Source organism: Paenibacillus ehimensis NBRC 15659 (assembly GCF_004000785.1).
GTDB classification, from domain to species: Bacteria; Bacillota; Bacilli; order Paenibacillales; family NBRC-103111; genus Paenibacillus_G; species Paenibacillus_G ehimensis.
In genome coordinates this window covers 1-18884 of the sequence record NZ_BILX01000102.1, presented here as the reverse complement: position 1 = coordinate 18884, position 18884 = coordinate 1, and the positions used below count along the sequence as shown (strand labels likewise).

The 18884-nt window shown below is 57.0% G+C and carries 24 protein-coding genes; 18 read left to right on the top strand and 6 right to left on the bottom strand.

Annotation, left to right across the window (positions count from 1 at the left end):
* Window positions 1-4 precede the first annotated feature (4 nt).
* Window positions 5-232: a helix-turn-helix domain-containing protein gene (locus tag PEH01S_RS31465; RefSeq protein ID WP_084159453.1), complete on the bottom strand. Its 228-nt coding sequence runs from the start codon at window positions 230-232 to the stop codon at window positions 5-7.
* Between the two features lie 168 nt (window positions 233-400).
* On the opposite strand from PEH01S_RS31465, the gene PEH01S_RS31460 reads away from it, so the two are divergent.
* Window positions 401-715: a hypothetical protein gene (locus tag PEH01S_RS31460; RefSeq protein ID WP_127490150.1), complete on the top strand. Its 315-nt coding sequence runs from the start codon at window positions 401-403 to the stop codon at window positions 713-715.
* 85 nt (window positions 716-800) lie between these two features.
* Here the strand turns inward: PEH01S_RS31460 and PEH01S_RS31455 are convergent, their stop codons facing one another.
* Both PEH01S_RS31455 and PEH01S_RS31450 read right to left on the bottom strand, forming a co-directional pair.
* Window positions 801-980 (bottom strand): DUF2524 domain-containing protein, encoded by a 180-nt coding sequence (locus PEH01S_RS31455; protein WP_127490148.1) that lies wholly within the window; start codon window positions 978-980, stop codon window positions 801-803.
* Between the two features lie 80 nt (window positions 981-1060).
* Window positions 1061-1381 carry a hypothetical protein gene (locus tag PEH01S_RS31450; protein ID WP_025846903.1) on the bottom strand — a complete coding sequence of 107 codons (321 nt, stop codon included), beginning with the start codon at window positions 1379-1381 and terminating at the stop codon, window positions 1061-1063.
* A gap of 182 nt (window positions 1382-1563) precedes the next feature.
* On the opposite strand from PEH01S_RS31450, the gene PEH01S_RS31445 reads away from it, so the two are divergent.
* Genes PEH01S_RS31445 through PEH01S_RS31430 form a run of 4 tightly spaced genes read left to right on the top strand, consistent with a single transcriptional unit; the run spans window position 1564 to window position 4612 of the window.
* Window positions 1564-1908, top strand: coding sequence for a carboxymuconolactone decarboxylase family protein (locus PEH01S_RS31445; protein WP_127490146.1), 345 nt, complete (start codon window positions 1564-1566; stop codon window positions 1906-1908).
* 14 nt (window positions 1909-1922) lie between these two features.
* On the top strand, window positions 1923-2993 hold the full coding sequence (gene steA / locus PEH01S_RS31440; protein WP_246063118.1) for a putative cytokinetic ring protein SteA: 1071 nt from the start codon (window positions 1923-1925) through the stop codon (window positions 2991-2993).
* A gap of 18 nt (window positions 2994-3011) precedes the next feature.
* A complete protein-coding gene (locus tag PEH01S_RS31435; protein WP_025846898.1) occupies window positions 3012-3710 on the top strand; it encodes a glycosyltransferase family 2 protein in 699 nt (232 codons plus the stop codon).
* Window positions 3680-4612 (top strand): MraY family glycosyltransferase, encoded by a 933-nt coding sequence (locus tag PEH01S_RS31430; protein ID WP_164828106.1) that lies wholly within the window; start codon window positions 3680-3682, stop codon window positions 4610-4612. Before PEH01S_RS31435 ends, PEH01S_RS31430 begins: the two co-directional genes overlap by 31 nt.
* Before the next feature lie 30 nt (window positions 4613-4642).
* Here PEH01S_RS31430 and PEH01S_RS31425 read toward each other — a convergent pair whose 3' ends face one another.
* Window positions 4643-4903 carry a DUF2627 domain-containing protein gene (locus PEH01S_RS31425; RefSeq protein ID WP_025846529.1) on the bottom strand — a complete coding sequence of 87 codons (261 nt, stop codon included), beginning with the start codon at window positions 4901-4903 and terminating at the stop codon, window positions 4643-4645.
* A gap of 148 nt (window positions 4904-5051) precedes the next feature.
* Here PEH01S_RS31425 and lpdA point away from each other — a divergent pair, with 148 nt between their 5' ends.
* From lpdA to PEH01S_RS31405, 4 genes are all read left to right on the top strand, one after another.
* Complete coding sequence (gene lpdA, locus PEH01S_RS31420; protein WP_025846527.1) at window positions 5052-6473, top strand: dihydrolipoyl dehydrogenase; 1422 nt, start codon at window positions 5052-5054, stop codon at window positions 6471-6473.
* Window positions 6474-6623: 150 nt separating this feature from the next.
* On the top strand, window positions 6624-7634 hold the full coding sequence (locus PEH01S_RS31415; RefSeq protein WP_127490142.1) for a thiamine pyrophosphate-dependent dehydrogenase E1 component subunit alpha: 1011 nt from the start codon (window positions 6624-6626) through the stop codon (window positions 7632-7634).
* A gap of 3 nt (window positions 7635-7637) precedes the next feature.
* Entirely contained in the window at window positions 7638-8618 is a 981-nt protein-coding gene (locus tag PEH01S_RS31410; protein WP_025846523.1) for an alpha-ketoacid dehydrogenase subunit beta, read from the top strand.
* Between the two features lie 12 nt (window positions 8619-8630).
* A complete protein-coding gene (locus PEH01S_RS31405) occupies window positions 8631-10013 on the top strand; it encodes a dihydrolipoamide acetyltransferase family protein (protein WP_127490140.1) in 1383 nt (460 codons plus the stop codon).
* 59 nt (window positions 10014-10072) lie between these two features.
* Here PEH01S_RS31405 and prli42 read toward each other — a convergent pair whose 3' ends face one another.
* Window positions 10073-10168 (bottom strand): stressosome-associated protein Prli42, encoded by a 96-nt coding sequence (gene prli42 / locus PEH01S_RS34895; RefSeq protein ID WP_152547750.1) that lies wholly within the window; start codon window positions 10166-10168, stop codon window positions 10073-10075.
* 68 nt (window positions 10169-10236) lie between these two features.
* On the opposite strand from prli42, the gene PEH01S_RS31400 reads away from it, so the two are divergent.
* Together PEH01S_RS31400 and PEH01S_RS31395 are read left to right on the top strand one after the other, a co-directional pair.
* Window positions 10237-11370: a M20/M25/M40 family metallo-hydrolase gene (locus PEH01S_RS31400; RefSeq protein ID WP_025846521.1), complete on the top strand. Its 1134-nt coding sequence runs from the start codon at window positions 10237-10239 to the stop codon at window positions 11368-11370.
* Window positions 11371-11478: 108 nt separating this feature from the next.
* Window positions 11479-12660 (top strand): DUF3866 family protein, encoded by a 1182-nt coding sequence (locus PEH01S_RS31395; protein WP_127490138.1) that lies wholly within the window; start codon window positions 11479-11481, stop codon window positions 12658-12660.
* Here PEH01S_RS31395 and mciZ read toward each other — a convergent pair.
* Entirely contained in the window at window positions 12548-12805 is a 258-nt protein-coding gene (gene mciZ, locus PEH01S_RS31390) for a Z-ring formation inhibitor MciZ (protein ID WP_127490136.1), read from the bottom strand. The genes PEH01S_RS31395 and mciZ overlap by 113 nt on opposite strands.
* A 158-nt stretch (window positions 12806-12963) precedes the next feature.
* On the opposite strand from mciZ, the gene PEH01S_RS31385 reads away from it, so the two are divergent.
* From PEH01S_RS31385 to xerD, 7 genes are all read left to right on the top strand, one after another.
* Window positions 12964-13533, top strand: coding sequence for an NUDIX hydrolase (locus PEH01S_RS31385; RefSeq protein ID WP_025846519.1), 570 nt, complete (start codon window positions 12964-12966; stop codon window positions 13531-13533).
* Window positions 13530-14720: an endonuclease Q family protein gene (locus tag PEH01S_RS31380; RefSeq protein WP_127490152.1), complete on the top strand. Its 1191-nt coding sequence runs from the start codon at window positions 13530-13532 to the stop codon at window positions 14718-14720. Before PEH01S_RS31385 ends, PEH01S_RS31380 begins: the two co-directional genes overlap by 4 nt.
* Before the next feature lie 77 nt (window positions 14721-14797).
* Window positions 14798-15445 carry a stage II sporulation protein M gene (gene spoIIM, locus PEH01S_RS31375; RefSeq protein ID WP_025846517.1) on the top strand — a complete coding sequence of 216 codons (648 nt, stop codon included), beginning with the start codon at window positions 14798-14800 and terminating at the stop codon, window positions 15443-15445.
* Between the two features lie 104 nt (window positions 15446-15549).
* Entirely contained in the window at window positions 15550-15999 is a 450-nt protein-coding gene (fur, locus tag PEH01S_RS31370) for a ferric iron uptake transcriptional regulator (protein WP_010499013.1), read from the top strand.
* A 135-nt stretch (window positions 16000-16134) separates the two neighbouring features.
* Window positions 16135-17259, top strand: a complete 1125-nt coding sequence (ald, locus tag PEH01S_RS31365; RefSeq protein WP_025846514.1) for an alanine dehydrogenase — start codon at window positions 16135-16137, stop codon at window positions 17257-17259.
* Between the two features lie 159 nt (window positions 17260-17418).
* Window positions 17419-17664 carry a DUF4227 family protein gene (locus PEH01S_RS31360; RefSeq protein ID WP_025846512.1) on the top strand — a complete coding sequence of 82 codons (246 nt, stop codon included), beginning with the start codon at window positions 17419-17421 and terminating at the stop codon, window positions 17662-17664.
* A 91-nt stretch (window positions 17665-17755) separates the two neighbouring features.
* On the top strand, window positions 17756-18652 hold the full coding sequence (gene xerD / locus PEH01S_RS31355; protein WP_025846510.1) for a site-specific tyrosine recombinase XerD: 897 nt from the start codon (window positions 17756-17758) through the stop codon (window positions 18650-18652).
* The last annotated feature ends 232 nt before the right edge of the window (window positions 18653-18884 follow it).

Here is an 18884-nt window from a genome sequence, read left to right as displayed (position 1 = left end):
TGCATTAATCCGATCGGCTGCCGTCTTTTTCTATTACTAGAAACTCGTTAATGTCGTCAATGTTAAGAGCATCTGCTAATTTTGCAAGATGAATGAGACTAATTTGTTCACGAACATTACGAGACATCTCGCTTATTGCAGATTGCCTAACCCCCGATAATTCAGAAAGCTGTATCTGTGTTAATCCTCGTTGGTCCATAATTTCTTTTATTCTTAAACGAACTCTTCGCAACGGTTAATCACCCACCTATAAATCCATTATAACTTATCCAAAAATTAACGTAAATAAAGTATTGACTATATACGCAAAAACGCTTATGCTGATAAACATATAATACGTTTACACGTTTAAGAGTTTAAATCTCGCTCGAAAAATTCAAAACGAAAGGGGCTGCAAGCCGTGTTAAAAAGAATCAAGCTCGTCATTGATTCGGGCAACGGTGATTTCGAAATCGTTGACGCTTTTCTGACGCCCGATAAGAACCATGCCTATTTTGTTTCCGATGGTATCGTCAACTACACGATGGCGGCCCGCACGCAAATAGAACGTGTCTATGTGGAATGTCATGTGTCGATCAAGCTGGGCGAAACAGCACGCGGTGACGTCGCGATTTACGATTTGCATGAAAAATTAAACGCGATGACGGCCTACCAACTATTGAATTTCCATGTCATTCATAATGTTAGCGACATCGGACTGCTTTGCGAAGACTAAAAAACACATTTTTTATCACACAAATGCATGCAAGCCAGCCGTGGATGGATCTCCTACGGCTGGCTTTTCTCTTCCAAAGCTCGGATTATGGGCGAATATCGCACTTGTTCTTGATAAACTGGATCTGGTTCTCCAGACGGTTGACTGTTTGCTGAGCTTGTTCGTCCAGCTCGGTATTTTGTATCCTGGCCAGCTGCTGCTGCAGCTCTTCAAGATCCCCGCCTGCATTGGAGCAGTCGTAATTGCTTTCGAGATTGTCAATCATCTCAAGACGCACCTCCGCCTAAGTGAGTTCACGTTTAGTATGGAACGCGATTACCCAAGTATGCGGCTGGGGTCAGGCAATTATAGGATCGGCTGAGTGATTGGCAGCATCGCTTTATCTTCGGCTTTATTGTCGGAATACAAATCGTGTGCCCAATCGAGCCAGCCTTCGGGCAAACGCTTCATGATGGAGGAACGGATTTCCGAACTGGAGCAAGCTAACTCATAGATCAGTTGCTCGTAAGTATGGAGTATGGAATCAAAATCCAGACCGATATCGTCCATCAGCAATTCCTTCAATGCGCTTTCATTGTCACTGAAGTCTCGGTAAACCAAGCCATCATAAATTTCCGTAATCAGACCATTCTGAACACGAACAATTTTCTGACATGTTTTTTGCATTGAATCTACTCCTTACCCTAGGATAAAACTAATTATACCATACGATAAAATCGATTTTTGTAGAATATTGTAAGTGGTTTCGTTAATTTTAGATTTTTTTTGGACACGATCTTCGATCTTTTTGCATATGCCTTTGGAACGAGGGGAAGCTAAACCAAGGAAAACCGGAAGGAGGCGCCGCGATGCATCAAGCGGACAGCTTACAAAAAGTCGACTCTTATAAGGTCGGTGTCGGCCACATGAAAGAGCTTATGCCGACGATGGTGGAAGCATACCATCATTTTACAGCCGCTTGTTTTGCCCCCGGAGCGCTGGATGAAAAGCAGAAGCAGCTGATTGCCCTTGGCATCGGATTGTTTGCAAATAACGAAGTCTGTACGCTGTATCACGTGCAAGAAGCGCTGTCGAAGGGAGCATCCCGGCAAGAAATTCTCGAGGCGACGGCCGTGGCGTCGGCGGTGGCCAGCGGACATGTTATGTCGCAAGGCGTAACGAGGGTGGAGCAGGCGCTGGATTCCTTGACGTGATTGGGGATGAAGCTATGAGATGGAGATCGAAAACGGGACTTTTGCCCATAACGGGTATAACGGAAAGCGACCGAAGCACCAAGCGGCTGCTCCAGCGTTTAGGACCGGGGCGGATCGCCGTGCTGGCGCACGACGACCTCGACGAGTTGGCCGTTCGCGGCCTGCTCAAGGCCCGGGTGTCCGTCGTCGTGAACACGGGCCGGACAATGACCGGGGCGATTGCCTCCCGGGCGGTTTTGGAGCTTCTGGAGGCGGGCACACCCCTTGTGGAGACGTCTGCGGACGCCTTCGAGCTGCTGCAGGCTTCCCGGACCGTTACCGTGACCGACAACGGGATTGATACGGGGACGTCGTGGGTGCCCTGCCGCCGGTTTACCCGGCAAAGCTGGCTGGCCGCATACCGGGCCGCACAAGCCTCCGAGCCGAAGCAGCTCGCCAGGTTTATCGAGAATACGTTAAAATACGCTGTCGAAGAAAAGGAGCAGCTGCTCGAACCGCTTCCGCCCGTTTCGCTGCGGACGGAGCTCCCCGGAAGGCATGTGCTGGTGGTGGTCCGGGGAAGCGGGTACCGGGAAGATTTTGCCGCTCTGAAGCGTTACATACGGCGGGTCCGTCCGGTGCTGATCGGTGTGGACGGAGGGGCTGACGCCATTTTGGAAGCAGGGTATACTCCCGACATGATCATTGGGGATATGGACAGCGTATCGGATCTTGCTTTATTCAGCGGGGCCGAATTAATCGTACATAGCTATCGGAACGGAGAGGCGCCGGGGATGGAGCGCCTTCGGCGGCTCGGACTTGAAGCGGCTTTGCTGCCGACGGGAGGGACGAGCGAGGATGCGGCGCTCCTGCTGGCTTACGAACAAGGCTGCGAGCAGATCGTAACCGTCGGGCTGCACAGCCATATGCAGGATTTTATGGAAAAAGGACGCAAAGGCATGGGCAGCACCTGGCTTGTGCGGATGAAGATCGGGAGCAGACTTGTCGATGCCCGGGGAATCAGCCGCTTATACCCCGCAAACGAACGGCGTAAGCCGGCAAGGCCCGGGACCGCGTGGTTATCCTTCGTCCGCTTTTTGCATTGAGAGAAGGGAGAGAAAGCAATGGTTCCGCTTATATCCGTCATTATTCCCGCCTGGAACGAGTCGCGTCTGCTGGCTTCCACGCTGGAAGCGGTCTCGAAGGCACCGGCGTCAGCGGAATTTTCGTTCGATATGCAGCTCATCGTTGTGGATGACGGAAGCCGCGACGGTACGGGAGATGTCGCTTGCGCTTGGGCCGACGTCGTATTGCGTTTTCCCGTAAATTCCGGCAAAGGTGCGGCGTTATTTGCGGGCTGGCAAGCGGCTTCCGGGGAGATCGTCGTGTTTCTGGACGCCGATCTCGGCAGCACCGCCGAGAAGTTTCCCCTGCTTCTTGAGCCTGTGCTGCGGGGGGAGGCGGATTTGACCGTAGCGAAGCTTCCGCCGGCAAGCATCCCGGGAGGCTTCGGGCTGGTCCGAGGCTTGGCCGGCCGCGGCGTCCGTCTGCTCAGCGGCTACGAATCGGGAGCCCCGTTATCCGGCCAGCGGGCGATGCGAAGCGAAGTGCTGCGCCGCTGCGAGCGGAAATACCAAGGGTTCGGGGCCGAGGTCGGCATGATGGTTGATGCCGTCAAGCTCGGCTATCGGATCGTCGAGCTGGAGGTTCCTTTCCGGCACCGGGAAACCGGACGCAGCTGGCAGGGATGGCTCCATCGGGGCAAGCAGCTCTGCGAGGTCGGATTGACCTTATGGCAGTGCTGGCGCAAACCGGCATGCTGACTATGACCGGCTGGCTGTGGGGATGGGCGGTCCCGTCGGGCTTGCTGCTCGCTGCAGGAGCCGTTTTGCTGCCGGGGGTCATCCGTTTTTTGCAGGAGCAAGGGCTCACCGAAACCAACTACCGGGGATGTCCTGTTCCGACGGCCGGAGGCGTGCTTCTGTGGGGGCTGCTGCTGCTCTGGTATTTGTACGGGACATGGGCGGCGCCTCCCTCTTGGCCGGATAACGACCGATGGATGCTGGCGGTCACGATGGTCGGCTTTGCGGGACTGCTTGACGATTTGCTCGGGGAGCGGGAGGTCAAAGGGCTGCGCAACCACTGGAAAACTTGGATCGGGCAGCGGAGGGTGACGACCGGGATCGTCAAAGCGGGGGCGACTTTAGCGGCGGGAATGATTGTCCTGCTGCCGGAACCGGACCCGTCTCTTAGCGGGACCGGGTTAAACCTCTTGGAGGATAGCGGTCCGCTGTGGTTTTTCCCCTTGAAGCTGCTTCTTATTCTGCTCGCCACCAATGCGGTTAATTTGCTTGACGTCCGGCCCGGACGGGCATTGAAGGGCTTTTTTGTTTCGCTGCTTCTGCTCGGTTGGCTTGCGAAGGAGAGCGGAGCGCAAGCCAATTGGAATGTGTGGTGTCTGCTGGTTCCGCTTACGATCGGGGCGGGGCTATTTGCACGCGCGGATCTGCGCGGCAAGGCTATGCTGGGCGATACCGGAGCCAACGTGCTTGGATTTGCGCTTGGCGTAGGGTTTTCGCAGCTTACCCCCATTTCGGTGCAGGCTGCGGCATTAACCGTGCTCGCCGGTCTGCACGCGATTACCTGGCGGCGGTCGTTAAGCGCCATCATCGAGCGTCACGCGCTGCTCCGCTGGCTGGATCAAGCCGGCCGCGGACGAGGCTGAACGACAAAAAAGGGACAGGCGGATGCTGGCCTATCCCTTTTTGCGTTTTTTGCGAAAACGCGGCGCGACATAATTGCGTTTGCGGTCCCGGAAAAAAATCCATCCCCCGATAAAAGCGACTCCTGCGGCAAACAGCAGCAATCCCAGCGCAAACTTCCACCAGAGGAAGCCCGTCGCCGGATCGAATTGGGCGAACCAGGCGTCCTTCATGGCCAAAAATCCGTAGGTTGCCATGAGTCCGGGCACGACCAGCAGCAGTATCGCGATGAAACGAGATATAACGGCCTTCATGCTTGGCTCCTTCTATGTCTTCAAAATCGTTACTCTCTACGTTATCATAAATTTATCAAGAATTCATGTCATTTCACATTTTGGACTATATTTCTGCCGCGGAATAGAGTTACAATAAGAGAATCTTACGTATCAGGAGGAATCATGGATGACGCATACTTTTGATATGGTTGTTCTTGGCGGAGGCATCGGCGGTTATACGGCGGCTATCCGGGCCGCTCAGCTTGGCAAAAGCGTGGCCATTGTCGAGCAGGATAAGCTCGGAGGAACTTGTCTGCACCGCGGCTGCATTCCAAGCAAGGCGCTGCTGCGAAGTGCGGAAGTATTCGCCCTCATGAAAGACAGCGACAGATTCGGTATCGGAGCCGAGGCGGTCACCCTAGATTTCTCTAAAGTCGCGAGCCGCAAAGATGCGGTGGTCGAGCAACTATACAGCGGGCTGCAATTTTTGATGAAAAAAAATAAAATCACCGTATTCCAGGGGAAGGGCAGATTAATCGGTCCTTCCATCTTTTCGCCGCGGAGCGGTACGGTCTCCGTCGATCAGGGCGATGACGAGATCTTGACGCTGGTGCCGGAGAAGGTGATCATCGCCACGGGCTCCCGTCCAAGAAGTCTGCCGGGTCTGGAAACCGACGGCGTGACGATTCTGAACAGCGACGAGGCGCTTCGCCTGGAGAAGCTGCCGGCTTCGGCGGTCATTATCGGCGGAGGGGTCATCGGCGTCGAATGGGCTTCGCTGCTTAACGATTTTGGCGTGCAGGTCACGGTTGTGGAATTCGCGCCGAGACTGCTTCCGAGCGAGGATGAAGACGTATCGCGAGAGCTGGAGCGGCTGCTGAAAAAACGCGGGGTAAACGTGCGTACAGGCACCAAAGTGCTCACGGAATCCGTCCGCAAGCATGAGGGCGGCGTAACGCTGAAGGTGGAGCATCGCGAGGAGGAAGCCGAGCTGTCGGCCGAAATCGCGCTCGTGTGCGTAGGGCGTCAAGCCAACGTCGAAGGCATCGGGTTGGAAAATACCGACGTAAAGGTCGATGGCGGCTTCATTCGCGTCAACGAATCAATGCAGACGGCCGAGCTGCATATTTATGCAGTCGGGGACTGCATCGGCGGACTTCAGCTCGCGCACGCCGCCGCCCATGAAGGGTTGACTGCGGCAGAGCATGCCTGGGGGCAACAGCCGCATAAGGTGGAGCCGCACCAAGTGCCGCGGTGCGTGTATTCCCGTCCGGAGACGGCAAGCATCGGCTGGACGGAACGGGAAGCCAAGGAACGGGGACGCGAAGTCAAGGTATCCAAGCTTCATTTCCGGGCGCTCGGCAAGGCGATCGTGCTCGGGGAGACCGACGGATTCGTCAAAGTGGTGGCTGACAAAGAGACGAACGATTTGCTCGGCGTCCATATGATCGGACCGCACGTGACCGATTACATTTCGGAAGCTGCACTCGCTCAGCTGCTGGATGCGACCCCGTGGGAAATCGGGCAGACGATCCATCCGCATCCGACCCTCTCGGAGCTGCTGGGCGAGGCGATGCTGGCCGTGGACGGACGGTCCATCAATATGTAAGATTGCTGCCGGAAGGCCGGGAGAGCGCCTCTTTATCGAATAAAATTGTATTCGTAAACCAAACGGTTTATAATATAGTTATAATGTCTGGTATTAGCACCAGGTATTAAAAATTCTCTTGCTTTTGTAAAAGGAGGCGTCTATTACTCCATGTCCATCGGTCAAATGACAAAACACCGGCAGCTCGGATTGACGGACAGTCAGGCTCTGGAGATGTATACATACATGCTGAAAGCCCGCATGTTTGACGAGCGGTGCTTCCTGCTGCAGCGTTCGGGCAAAATCGCGTTTCACGTGTCCGGGATCGGCCAGGAAACGGCGCAAGTGGCCGCCGCCTTCGCGCTTTCGCGCGAGGAAGACTACTTTTTACCGTATTACCGGGATTACGGCTTCGTGCTTTCGGTCGGTATGACGTTAAAGGAATTGATGCTGTCCGTTTTTGCCAAGGCGGAGGACCCGAACAGCGGCGGACGGCAAATGCCCGGGCATTTCAGCCACAAAAAGCTGAATATCGTTACCGGCTCTTCTCCGGTGACGACCCAAGTGCCTCACGCGGTCGGATTTGCGCTGGCAGCCAAGATGAAACGGAAAAACTTCGTCGCGTTCACGACCTTCGGCGACGGATCGAGCAATCAGGGCGATTTCCACGAAGGCTGCAACTTTGCGGGCGTGCATAAGCTGCCGGTCATTTTCATGTGTGAAAACAACCAGTATGCGATCTCTATCCCGCTGCACAAGCAGGTGGGCGGCAGCATCGCCGAGCGCGCCCACGGCTACGGCTTCCCGGGCGTTAAGGTGGACGGCCGGGATGCGCTTGAAGTGTACCGCGTCGTGAAGGAAGCGCGCGAGCGCGCGCTGCGCGGGGAAGGTCCTACCTTGATCGAAGCGGTTATGTATCGGATCTCTCCGCATTCGACGTCCGACAACGATTTGCTCTACCGCACCTCCGAGGAAGTCGAAGAGAACCGCGCGAAGGACGGCTTGCCGCGATTCAAGCAGTATCTGATCGACTGCGGCCTCTGGAGCGAGACGCAGGACGCCGAGCTGGCGGCGGCCATCAAGCGGGAATTGGTCGAAGCGACGAATTACGCGGACGATGCGCCGTTTCCGGCGCCGGAAGATACGCTGAAGCATGTGTACGCGGAACAGAGGGAGGGCTAATTCGTGGCGGTCATTACGTATTTGGAAGCGATTCGCACGGCGATGAAGGAAGAGATGGAGCGGGACGAGAACGTCTTCGTCCTGGGGGAGGACGTCGGCAAGGGCGGCGTCATGAATGCGACGAAAGGGCTGAAGGAGCAGTTCGGGGAAGAGCGGATCATGGATACGCCGCTCGCCGAATCGGCGATCGCTGGCGTAGCGATCGGCGCCGCCATGTACGGGATGAAGCCGGTCGCGGAGATGCAGTATGCGGACTTTATTTTCCCGGCGACGAACCAGATCATCAGCGAAGCGGCCCGCATCCGGTACCGCTCGAACAACGACTGGAGCTGTCCCGTCGTGATCCGCGCTCCGTACGGGGCGACCGGCGGCGGCGCGCTGTATCATTCCCAATGTCCGGAATCCGTCTTTTTCGGCACGCCGGGGCTTGTCATCGTCGCCCCTTCGGATCCTTACGATGCCAAAGGGCTCTTAAAAGCCGCGATCCGCAACCCGGATCCGGTGCTGTACTTCGAACATAAGAAATGCTACTTGTCAGTTACGGGCGAAGTGCCCGAGGACGATTATATCGTGCCGATCGGCCAAGCGGCCGTGAAGCGGGAAGGCTCCGACATCACCGTCATCACATACGGTCTCACCGTGCAATATGCGCTGCGTGCGGCGGAAGAGCTGGCCAAAGAAGGCATTCAGGCTCATGTGCTCGATCTGAGAACGCTGCAGCCTTTGGATACGGAAGCGATTCTCAAAGCGGCGGCCAAAACCGGCAAAGTGCTGATCATCCACGAGGATAACAAGACCGGAGGCGTCGGGGCGGAAGTGTCCGCGATCATTGCCGAGGAGCTGCTGTTTGAGCTGGATGCGCCGATCATGCGGCTCTGCGCGCCGGACGTTCCGGCCGTCGGGATGAATCCGCCGATGGAGAAATTTTTCCTTCTCAATACGGATAAGATCATGGAAGCCATGCGGAAGCTGGCTTTGTTTTAGGAGGACCGTTACATGAGCGATCAAGCGACCAAAGGAACCGGCGTCAAGGTTCCTCATCTGGCCGAAAGTCTGGTATCGGCGACGATCGGCAAATGGCTGAAGCAGCCGGGGGATTATATCGAACAGTACGACGTGCTGTGCGAGCTGATCACCGACAAGGTGACGGTGGAGATGCCGTCGCCGATCGAAGGACGGCTTGTCAAGCTGCTGGCGGAAGAAGGATATACGGCTGCGGTCGGAGAAGATATTTGTTTGATTGAGGAGCCGCATCAGGCAGGCGGCAGCACGGCGGGAGCCGCAGAAGCCGCTTCTCAGCCGCAGCGCGCTCAAACCGGAGAAGCCCGTCGCGAAGCTCCGGAAGCCGACGGTGAAGCAGGCATGCGCGGCCGTTATTCGCCTGCGGTGCTCAAGCTTGCTGCAGAACACGGAATCGCGCTCTCGGAAGTGAAGGGAACGGGCCTTGGCGGCCGCATTACGCGCAAAGACGTGGAAGCTTACGTAGCGAGCGGCAAGACTGCAGCGGTCGAAGAGGGTAAACCGGTGGCTGCCGTCAATGCGGAAGCCGCTGCGGAAGCTGCGACCGCAGGCGTATTCCTCCCGGTGCCGCCGAAGGTGCCGGTCCGTTCGACCGGTATCCATTTATCGGAAAATCCGCCGCTGCCGAAAATCGAAGTGGAGGGTCAGCCGCTTGACGGCCGGGGCGAATATTTGATCGACGTGACGCCGATCCGCAATACGATTGCCAGCCGCATGCGCCAGAGCGTGACGGAAATTCCGCATGCCTGGACGATGATCGAGGTGGATGTGACGAACCTTGTCCTGCTGCGCAACAAAGTGAAGGGCGAATTCATGAAACAGGAAGGGATTAACATCACCTATCTGGCCTTCCTGCTCAAAGCGGTCGTCGGCGCGATCAAGGATTATCCGATCATGAACTCGGTCTGGGCGGTTGACAAAATTATCGTCAAGCGGGATATTAACCTGGCGCTGGCCGTAGGAACCGAGGACTTCGTCGTCACCCCGGTCATCCACAAGGCCGACCAAATGAATATTGCCGGCCTCGCCCGGGAGATCGATACGTTAACCCGGAAAGCAAGAGCCGGCAAGCTGACGCTCAGCGATATGCAGGGCGGCACGTTTACTGTGAACAATACGGGCTCGTTCGGATCGATTTTGTCGTATCCGATCATCAACTACCCGCAAGCCGCCATATTGACCTTCGAATCGATCGTGAAAAAACCGGTCGTTATTCAGGACATGATTGCCGTCCGTTCGATGGTCAACCTGTGCTTGTCTTTGGACCACCGCATTTTGGACGGGGTCATCTGCGGACGCTTCCTGCAGCGGGTGAAAGAGAACCTGGAAGCGTACAATCAGGACACGAAGCTCTACTAACAGCCGGCGTGCTGCCGCGGGGGCTTGTCCGCCGCCCGTCAGCGTCGCCGCAGTTAAATCTAGAAGAAATTGCTTACCGTAAACAACAGGGTGGACAACAGCATCGAGACGATCATCGTATAGACGACGATTTTGAAGATCAATTTATTTTGCAACGATTTCAGCTCCTTATCAAGGGAATACTATTCCTATAATAACCCAAGCGGCCTAATGGAGGAAAGCTATGATTCAGCAAAAGCGATTGGTAGACGAATTTATCGAGTTGGTGCAAATCGACAGCGAAACGAAGCACGAGCAGGAAATTAGCCGCGTGCTGAAGGCAAAATTCACCGAGCTGGGCTTGAAGGTGGAGGAGGACGACTCCGCGGCGAAAACCGGCCACGGCTCGGGCAATCTGATCTGCACGCTGCCGGCCACATCCGCAAAGCCGCTGCCGAAGCTGTTCTTTACTTCACATATGGATACGGTTACTCCGGGGAAGGGCATCAAGCCGCAGATCGGCGAGGACGGTTACATCCGCAGTGACGGTACGACGATTCTCGGGGCGGATGACAAAGCGGGGCTGGCCGCTATGTTCGAAGCGATTCGCGTACTGAAAGAAAACAACATCGAGCACGGGCAAATTCAGTTTATTATTACGGCGGGCGAGGAATCCGGCTTGAAGGGCTCCCGGGCGATGGACGCCAAATGGGTCGATGCGGATCTCGGCTTCGCGCTGGACTCGAACGGCACCATCGGAGACATCGCCGTAGCCGCTCCGACGCAGGCGAAGGTGTACATCACGTTCTGGGGCCGCTCGGCTCATGCGGGCGTGAATCCCGAAGCGGGCGTGAGCGCGATTACCGTGGCGAGCAAAGCGATTGCACGCATGCCTCTGGGCCGCATCGACAAAGAAACGACCGCGAACATCGGACGGTTCGAGGGCGGCGTGGAAGGCGCGACGAACATCGTCGTCGAGCGGGTAACGCTCGAAGGCGAGGCGCGCAGCATCACGCAGGCGAAAATGTACGAGCAGGTCGAGAAAATGCGTCAAGCGTGCGAGGAAGCGGCAGAGGAGATGGGCGCGAAGCTTGACTTCAAAAGCGAAGTCATCTATCCTGCGTTTATGTACGACGAGTCCGCTCCGGTCGTGAAGCTTGCGATGAACGCGCTGACGAACGTCGGCTGCACGCCGCGCACCTTCCATTCCGGCGGGGGCAGCGACGCCAATATGTTCAACGGCATGGGCGTACCGACTGTCAATCTGGCGATCGGCTATCTGGACATCCACACGACGAAAGAACGGATCGCAATTTCGGACCTTGTCAAAACGGCGGAAGTGGTCGTCTCGATCGTGAATGAAGTCGCCAAGGCATAATGCTTGACCTTCCGGCATAATGTAATAACATACAGGTTGTTTTAATCGCTGCTTATCTCTATTGGGTAAGCGGCGATTTTTTTGTGCGAAAGCGGGAGGAAACGGAACATGAGGATACGGTGGGAAACGGCGGTCGTTACGGAAACGGCAGGGGAACCTTCACCCTTGCATGGTCTGCAGGAGGTTCGGGTGCGGCTTGGGAACGGAGAAACGGCTGCTGCGCTGCACGATCTTGGCGTGGGAGCGCCGCTTCGGCCGGGGGACGAGGTGCTGCTGAATACGACGGCCGTTCGTCTGGGGCTCGGGACGGGCGGCGTGCATTTCGTTCACGCGATACTTGGGAGGTCGGACGAGGAGGGGATCGACAGTCCGTATGGCAGAAGTGCAAATCCGCCGGAGCCTGAAACGCAGGAAGGGCATATTATGAAGCTGCGTTACACGTCTTTGCAGCGGGCCGTGCTTTCGGTCGAGGAGCCGTCAAGTCCGCATCACGCTCTGTTTGCCGAATCGCGTACGCTGAACGGGATGCCGGTGCTCATCGGCGAGCTCCACAGCATGCTGCCTGCCGCCGTATGCTGGCTCCGCGAGCTTGCACGCGAGGCGGGAGCGCCAGTACCGCGCATCGCTTATGTCATGACCGACGGTGGGGCCCTGCCTCTGGCGGTCAGCGGACATGTACGGCGATTGCGGCAGCTTGGCTGGCTGGCCGGGGCGGTCACCTACGGGCACGCTTACGGCGGCGACATCGAAGCCGTCAATAAATACACGGCGCTTCTTGCCGCGAGGCATGTGCTGGAAGCCGATCTGGCCGTCGTCTGCATGGGTCCCGGTATCGTGGGCACCGGCACGGTATACGGCTTCAGCGGTATCGAGGCAGGCGAGCTTGTGGGCGCGGCGCATTCCCTCGGGGGCATCCCCGTGGCGATGGCCCGCATCAGCTTCGCCGATCCGCGGCCGCGGCACCGCGGGCTCAGCCGCCATACGGCGGTGGCACTGGGCCAAGCCGCGCTCGCGCCGGCCTGCGTCCCGCTGCCGCTGCTGTCCGCCGCTGCGGAAGCCGCGCTGCTGCGCGAGCAGGTCCGGCAGAGCGGACTCGCCCGGCGTCATCGGCTGCTGTGGGAGGCGCCGCCGCCCTTGGAGCACATGGCCGCCGCTCTGGAAGCGTACGGGCAGCCGATCATTTCCATGGGGCGAGCCTGGCAGGACGATCCGGCGTTTTTTGCGGCCATTTGTACGGCGGCGGGAGCGGCGTACCGGCTCCTTCGGGACGGGGGCCCGGATAAACCGTAGCAGCTGTACCGGCCTGCGTCCCGTCCAGAAAAGCCGCAAGCGGCACATCAGTCGAGACGCGGTCCAGTGCCATTTTCAAATAGCTGCGGATTTCCCAGCTTTTCCCTACCAAACGAAGCTGCCCTGCATTGACATACGTTTTCATAGAGTACCCCTCCTGCTTCGATAGGTTCATATAATCCACCTTATGCGGGAGACGACACGATTATGTCCTTACGCGGTCGGCTTTCGGCCGCCGGATGTGGTATAATGAGCTTTGGTCTTATTCTTACAATACCCGTAAAGAGAAGAGAGGAATCTTCCATGCCGCATAAGACGCATAAAAAATTCGAAGAAGTGACGGTTTCCACCCAGCCGATTTTTCAAGGAAAAATCATTTCCTTGCAGGTGGACACCGTAAAGCTGCCGAACGGCGGGGAAGCGACCCGCGAGATCGTCAAGCATCCCGGCGCGGTCGCGGTTCTGGCCCTAACCCCGGATGACCGGATGATTGTCGTCGAGCAATACCGCAAGCCGCTGGAGAAAAGCCAAGTGGAAATTCCCGCAGGGAAGCTGGACGCCGGCGAGAATCCGCTGGATGCCGCCAAGCGCGAGCTGGAGGAAGAAACCGGCTACACCGCCGGCTCGATTCGCCATATCAGCTCTTTCTATACATCGCCCGGCTTCGCCGACGAAATTCTTCATCTGTATGCCGCCGAGCAGCTGGTGAAGGGACAAGCGAACCCCGACGAAGACGAATTTCTCGAAATCGAAGAGCTTACGCTGGAGCAGGCGCAGGCATACATCCGGGAGCAGCGGATCAGCGACGCCAAGACGATCATGGCCGTTTACGCATGGCAGCTGTACAAGCTTACCGGCTCGTTCCCGACATGAGCACGAACGCATACTACGCCGACCTGCACATTCATATCGGGCGAACGGAAGCGGGCGAAGCGGTCAAAATCAGCGCCGCGAACAACCTGACGTTCTACAACATCGCGCAGGAAGCGTCGGAGCGCAAAGGGATCGACGTGATCGGCATCATCGACTGCCATTCCCCGGGCGTGCAGCGGGAAATGCTGCATTACTTGGATAAAGGCGAGATGGAAGAGCTGGAAGGCGGAGGCATCCGTTTTCACCGGACAACCGTCCTGCTGGGCTGCGAGATCGAGGTGCGCGACCCCGGCTTGGGGACGGCCCATTTGATCGCTTATCTGCCCAAGCTGGGCGATATGCAGAGCTTCACGGAGTGGCTCCGCAAGCATATGAAAAATGTTCAGCTCAGCTCGCAGCGCATCTATGTCACCGCCCGGGAGCTTCAGCGGGAGGTTATCGCGCGCGGAGGCATTCTGATTCCCGCACATATTTTCACCCCGCATAAAAGCATCTATGGAAGCTGCTCGACACGAATGGAGCATTTGCTCGATTTGGAAGGGATCGCGGCCGTCGAGCTCGGTCTCAGCGCCGATTCCGTCATGGCCGGGTATATCAGCGAGCTGGACCGCTACACGTTTCTTACCAATTCCGATGCTCATTCGCTCCCGAAGATCGGACGCGAATACAATAAGCTGGCGCTTGAAGCGCCGACATTCGAGGAGCTGCGAAAAGCTTTGTCGCAGAAGGATGGACGCCGTGTGCTTGCCAATTACGGACTCAATCCGCGGCTCGGCAAATACCACCGCACCTACTGCGGCGATTGCAGCTCGATTCTCGACGAGCAGGGCCAGGCTGCCGTGGAGCGATGTTTGTACTGCGGCAGTCCGCGGATTGTCCGCGGCGTAATGGACCGGATTTTGAGTCTTGCGGACCGGGAGGAGCCTTGGGTTGCTCCGGATCGTCCGCCGTATTGCTACCAGGTGCCGCTTGAATATATCCCGGGCCTCGGGCCGAAAACGTTCGATCGCCTCATTGAGCGGTTCGGCTCCGAAATGAACCTGCTGCACCGCGTATCGTTCGAAGAGCTTGCGGATGCGGCGGGCGAAACGATTGCCGGTTATATTAGGGAAGCGCGGGCAGGCACGCTGCGGCTCGATACGGGCGGCGGCGGCAAATACGGCAAAGTGGCTGCACGGAACGAATAACGCGAAAAACGCCCGGAGTCATAAACCGTAGCCCCCCCTCATATTCTGTACTATTCGGACAAGGGGGGCGCGCCGGCATGATGCGGAACCGTACGCTGGAGCAGTATATGAAGGAGCATTTGTCGTTCTATTTATTCGTAGGCGTCGTCTTCGTCACGGGCGTCGTTTTCGGTGCGGTGATGGTGAACGCCCTCTCGATGGAGCAGAAGCAGGAGCTGAGCCGGTATTTGGGCAGCTTTTTTGCGTCCGTCCATCAAGGCGGATTGGAAGGCGATGTTACGGGTTCGTTCAAGGATTCGTTTTCCATGCATATCAAATGGTTTTTAATTATTTGGGTGCTGGGCCTGTCCGTCATCGGCCTGCCGCTTATTCTCATTCTGGATTTTTTGAAAGGTGTGCTGGTCGGCTTCACCGTCGGCTATCTGGTCGGCACCTTATCCTGGAAGGGGCTGCTGTTTGCGCTCGTTTCGGTCGTGCCGCCGAACCTGGTGGTCATCCCTTTGCTGCTCGTATGCAGCGTCACGGCGATGGCTTTCACGATTCATCTGGTCAAAAACCGGTTTATCCGCCGCAAGGGCGCTCTATATGAACCTTTTATGCGATTCTCGGGCGTCATTCTGGCCTCCGGCGCGCTGCTGCTCGGCGTGGCGGTATTCGAGGCTTACGTGTCCCCGGCTATGATGAAATGGGTAACGCCCATGCTGGTAACGATGTCCGGGTCTTAAAAGGTTTGACTTTCCCTAAGTCCTCCTCCTATAATGTAAGCATGAAGAAAGCTTAAGCTTACGAGAAAGGTTTTGCTTCGGTGCAAAACCCGTGGGGGAGAAGCATGGAATCTCGCATCGAAAAAATCAAACAACAGTTGCAATCGCAAGGCTATAAGCTGACGCCTCAACGGGAAGCGACCGTCAGGGTTTTGCTGGAGAACGAAGAGGATCATCTGAGCGCGGAAGACGTTTTTATGCTCGTCAAAGATAAAGCGCCCGAAATCGGCCTTGCCACCGTGTATCGTACGTTGGAATTGCTCAGCGAGCTGCACGTTCTCGAGAAAATGAACTTCGGCGACGGCGTAGCCCGTTACGACTTGCGCAATGACAGCTCTCATCACCATCATCATCACCTCATCTGTGTGCAGTGCGGCGCCGTCGACGAGATTATGGAAGACTGGCTGGGCGCGCTGGAAGAACGGCTGGAGCGGGAGTACCGGTTTCAGGTGCTCGACCATCGGCTCGATTTTCAGGGCATTTGCCACCGCTGCCGCGACAAGAACAAAACGTAAACACGAAACCTTCGGCTTGACGCTAGATCAAGTATGAAGGTTTTTTGCATTTTCTCACATATTCGCACCGAAAAGGCAAACGCTATACCATATCATACGCTCTGGTTCAAAATAAGGAACAGGAGGCAAGAAACGATGATCATCGGGATACCGAAAGAAATCAAAAACAACGAAAACCGCGTCGCATTGACCCCTGGCGGTGCAGCGGTACTGAGAGAAGCCGGGCACAGCGTGATTGTGGAAGCCGGGGCCGGTGCGGGCAGCGGCTTCTCCGACGAGGAGTATGCCAAGGAGGGCGCCCAGCTGCTTCCTTCGGCCGCCGAGGTGTGGGGCAAGGCAGAAATGATTATGAAGGTGAAGGAGCCGCTCCCTTCCGAATTCGGCTATTTCCGCGAAGGGCTGACGCTGTTTACCTATCTTCATTTGGCGGCCGAGCCGAAGCTGACCGAGGCGCTTGTGCAGCATAAAGTAACTGCCATCGCGTACGAGACGATTCAGCTCCCGAACGGGGGGCTGCCGCTGCTTACGCCCATGAGCGAAGTGGCCGGACGCATGTCCGTTCAGGTCGGCGCGCAGTTTCTGGAGAAAAATTACGGCGGGCGCGGCATTCTGCTCGGCGGCGTCCCCGGTGTGCCTCCGGCGGACGTGATCATTTTGGGTGGAGGCATCGTAGGAACGAACGCCGCAAAAATGGCGCTCGGCCTCGGCGCCAACGTCGTCGTGATCGAACGCAGCGCGGAGCGGCTCCGCTATTTGGACGACGTGTTCCACGGCCGTATCCGCACGCTGATGTCCAACCCCTATAATATTGCCAATGCGGTTCAAAAGGCGGATCTGCTGATCGGGGCTGTCCTCATTCCGGGCGCGAAGGCGCCGAAGCTCGTCAGCGAGGAGATGGTGCGGCAGATGAAGCCCGGGGCCGTCATCGTGGATGTGGCCGTCGATCAGGGCGGTTCGATCGAGACGGTGGATCGCGTGACGACGCACAGCGCGCCGACGTACGAGAAGCATGGCGTCCTTCATTATGCAGTCGCCAACATGCCGGGGGCCGTGCCGCGGACCTCGACGCTGGCGCTCACGAATGTGACCATCGGCTATGCCCTCGAGTTGGCCGGTAAAGGGGTTACCCGTGCGCTCTATGGCAATCCGCCGCTTAAGCTCGGCGTGAACACCTATCAGGGCCACGTCACGTATCCCGCGGTAGCCGAAGCTGTCGGTCTGCCTTATACGGGCTTGGATTCGCTGCTGCCGATCAGTTGACAACTGCAGCGGCGCCGTTCGGCCATACGGTTTGGTCCCGTCATCCTCGAATGCGCATAAATTTGCCTATTCGGTCATAGTGTACTCTTAGAACCTGTCTGAACTCCCGCGGTCCGGCGCCAGGCCGGCGGGAGGGAACAGGGGAGGAGGAGACAAGCCGTGATTTTTCATGTTCGGGCGCGGAAGTGGCTCGGCCGCTTTCGTTTCGCCCTCTTGTTCGTGGTGTTTACGTTTGCGCTCTATCACATGCTGCTCGCCGTTACGCGATGGCTGGAGCCGGAGCCGAAGTACAAGGAGCCCGCAGGCCGCGCCGTCAAAGCGTTCCAGAACGATCAGGTGGCTGCGGCCTCGGACAAGACCACGATGAGCGAACGGCTGAAGCTGTTCTACCGGATCGGCGAGTAAAAAAGCTTTCCGTGGCGGAAGGAAAATTGATCCTGTATGTGGAATTGTTTTAAAAGCGCCGATGCAAGACATAAAAGGGGATCAATTGCGCATGAAACAGGAACTCAACTCGTTTATCCGTTTTTTGGCGGAGGATCGGGGCCTTGCTCAGAATACGCTGGACTCGTACCGACGCGATTTGTCTCAGTATATAGATTATTTGGAAAGCTCCGGCATTTCTACGCTGGGCGACAGCGGGAAGCTGAACATTTCCGGCTATATGCTGGACTTGAAGCAGCGGGGGAGGGCTACGGCCACGCTTTCCCGGAGTATGGTTTCCATCCGCGCCTTTTACCAATTCCTCGTGAAGGAGCGTCTGCTGGACAGCGATCCGTCGCTGCATTTGGAGACGCCGAGACTCGAGAAGCGGATTCCGAAGGTGCTGTCGGTTCAAGAGGTCGGCAAGCTGCTCCAAGCCCCCTTGACGACGACACCCAACGGGATGCGGGATAAGGCGATGCTGGAGGTGCTGTACGCGACGGGAATCCGGGTGTCGGAGCTCATCTCGCTTGACGTGGACAGCGTCAACCCCAGTCTGGGCTTTATCCGTTGTGTTGGCAAAGGCAAGGAACGGATCGTTCCGCTCGGGAGGATCGCTTCGGAGTACGTGGAGGCCTATATCCAAACGATGCGGCCTAAGCTGCTTAAGCCGTCCAAGGCTGAGGAGGCGCTGTTTGTCAGCCATTTGGGGACCCGGATGACGCGTCAGGGCTTCTGGAAAATCATTAAACGCTACGCTGCGGAATCCGACATTCGGATGGAAATCACCCCGCACACGCTCCGGCATTCGTTTGCCGCGCACCTGCTGGAGAACGGAGCCGACCTCCGGTCCGTTCAGGAAATGCTCGGTCATGCCGATATTTCCACGACGCAGATCTATACGCAAGTCACCCGGAGCAAAATGAAGGAGGTTTACGACCGGACCCATCCCCGGGCCAAAATCGAATAGTCTTCCGGCGAGCCCGTTCCTCTGCGCCTGAGAGACCGGGTTTTTCGTATTGCGGCTTTTGCAAACTATGTCCGCTTTTGCGATAATAACGGTAGGGTTGTCGAAAAGACGGCCTGCGAGGATGGCATGCTTCACAATTGCTCAGGCCTCTGCTTATGAAGTGGGCATTGCTTTTGCAATGCCCAAGCCTCTGCTTATGAAGTGGGCATTGCTTTTGCAATGCCCAAGCCTA

Bases quoted from the DNA above. Each gene is read 5' to 3' on its own strand.
- PEH01S_RS31455 (WP_127490148.1), bottom strand. From the start codon at position 980: ATGATTGACAATCTCGAAAGCAATTACGACTGCTCCAATGCAGGCGGG.
- PEH01S_RS31450 (WP_025846903.1), bottom strand. From the start codon at position 1,381: ATGCAAAAAACATGTCAGAAAATTGTTCGTGTTCAGAATGGTCTGATT.
- PEH01S_RS31445 (WP_127490146.1), top strand. From the start codon at position 1,564: ATGCATCAAGCGGACAGCTTACAAAAAGTCGACTCTTATAAGGTCGGT.
- steA (WP_246063118.1), top strand. From the start codon at position 1,923: ATGAGATGGAGATCGAAAACGGGACTTTTGCCCATAACGGGTATAACG.
- PEH01S_RS31435 (WP_025846898.1), top strand. From the start codon at position 3,012: ATGGTTCCGCTTATATCCGTCATTATTCCCGCCTGGAACGAGTCGCGT.
- PEH01S_RS31430 (WP_164828106.1), top strand. From the start codon at position 3,680: ATGGCAGTGCTGGCGCAAACCGGCATGCTGACTATGACCGGCTGGCTG.
- PEH01S_RS31425 (WP_025846529.1), bottom strand. From the start codon at position 4,903: ATGAAGGCCGTTATATCTCGTTTCATCGCGATACTGCTGCTGGTCGTG.
- lpdA (WP_025846527.1), top strand. From the start codon at position 5,052: ATGACGCATACTTTTGATATGGTTGTTCTTGGCGGAGGCATCGGCGGT.
- PEH01S_RS31415 (WP_127490142.1), top strand. From the start codon at position 6,624: ATGTCCATCGGTCAAATGACAAAACACCGGCAGCTCGGATTGACGGAC.
- PEH01S_RS31405 (WP_127490140.1), top strand. From the start codon at position 8,631: ATGAGCGATCAAGCGACCAAAGGAACCGGCGTCAAGGTTCCTCATCTG.
- PEH01S_RS31400 (WP_025846521.1), top strand. From the start codon at position 10,237: ATGATTCAGCAAAAGCGATTGGTAGACGAATTTATCGAGTTGGTGCAA.
- PEH01S_RS31395 (WP_127490138.1), top strand. From the start codon at position 11,479: ATGAGGATACGGTGGGAAACGGCGGTCGTTACGGAAACGGCAGGGGAA.
- mciZ (WP_127490136.1), bottom strand. From the start codon at position 12,805: ATGAAAACGTATGTCAATGCAGGGCAGCTTCGTTTGGTAGGGAAAAGC.
- PEH01S_RS31385 (WP_025846519.1), top strand. From the start codon at position 12,964: ATGCCGCATAAGACGCATAAAAAATTCGAAGAAGTGACGGTTTCCACC.
- PEH01S_RS31380 (WP_127490152.1), top strand. From the start codon at position 13,530: ATGAGCACGAACGCATACTACGCCGACCTGCACATTCATATCGGGCGA.
- spoIIM (WP_025846517.1), top strand. From the start codon at position 14,798: ATGATGCGGAACCGTACGCTGGAGCAGTATATGAAGGAGCATTTGTCG.
- fur (WP_010499013.1), top strand. From the start codon at position 15,550: ATGGAATCTCGCATCGAAAAAATCAAACAACAGTTGCAATCGCAAGGC.
- ald (WP_025846514.1), top strand. From the start codon at position 16,135: ATGATCATCGGGATACCGAAAGAAATCAAAAACAACGAAAACCGCGTC.
- xerD (WP_025846510.1), top strand. From the start codon at position 17,756: ATGAAACAGGAACTCAACTCGTTTATCCGTTTTTTGGCGGAGGATCGG.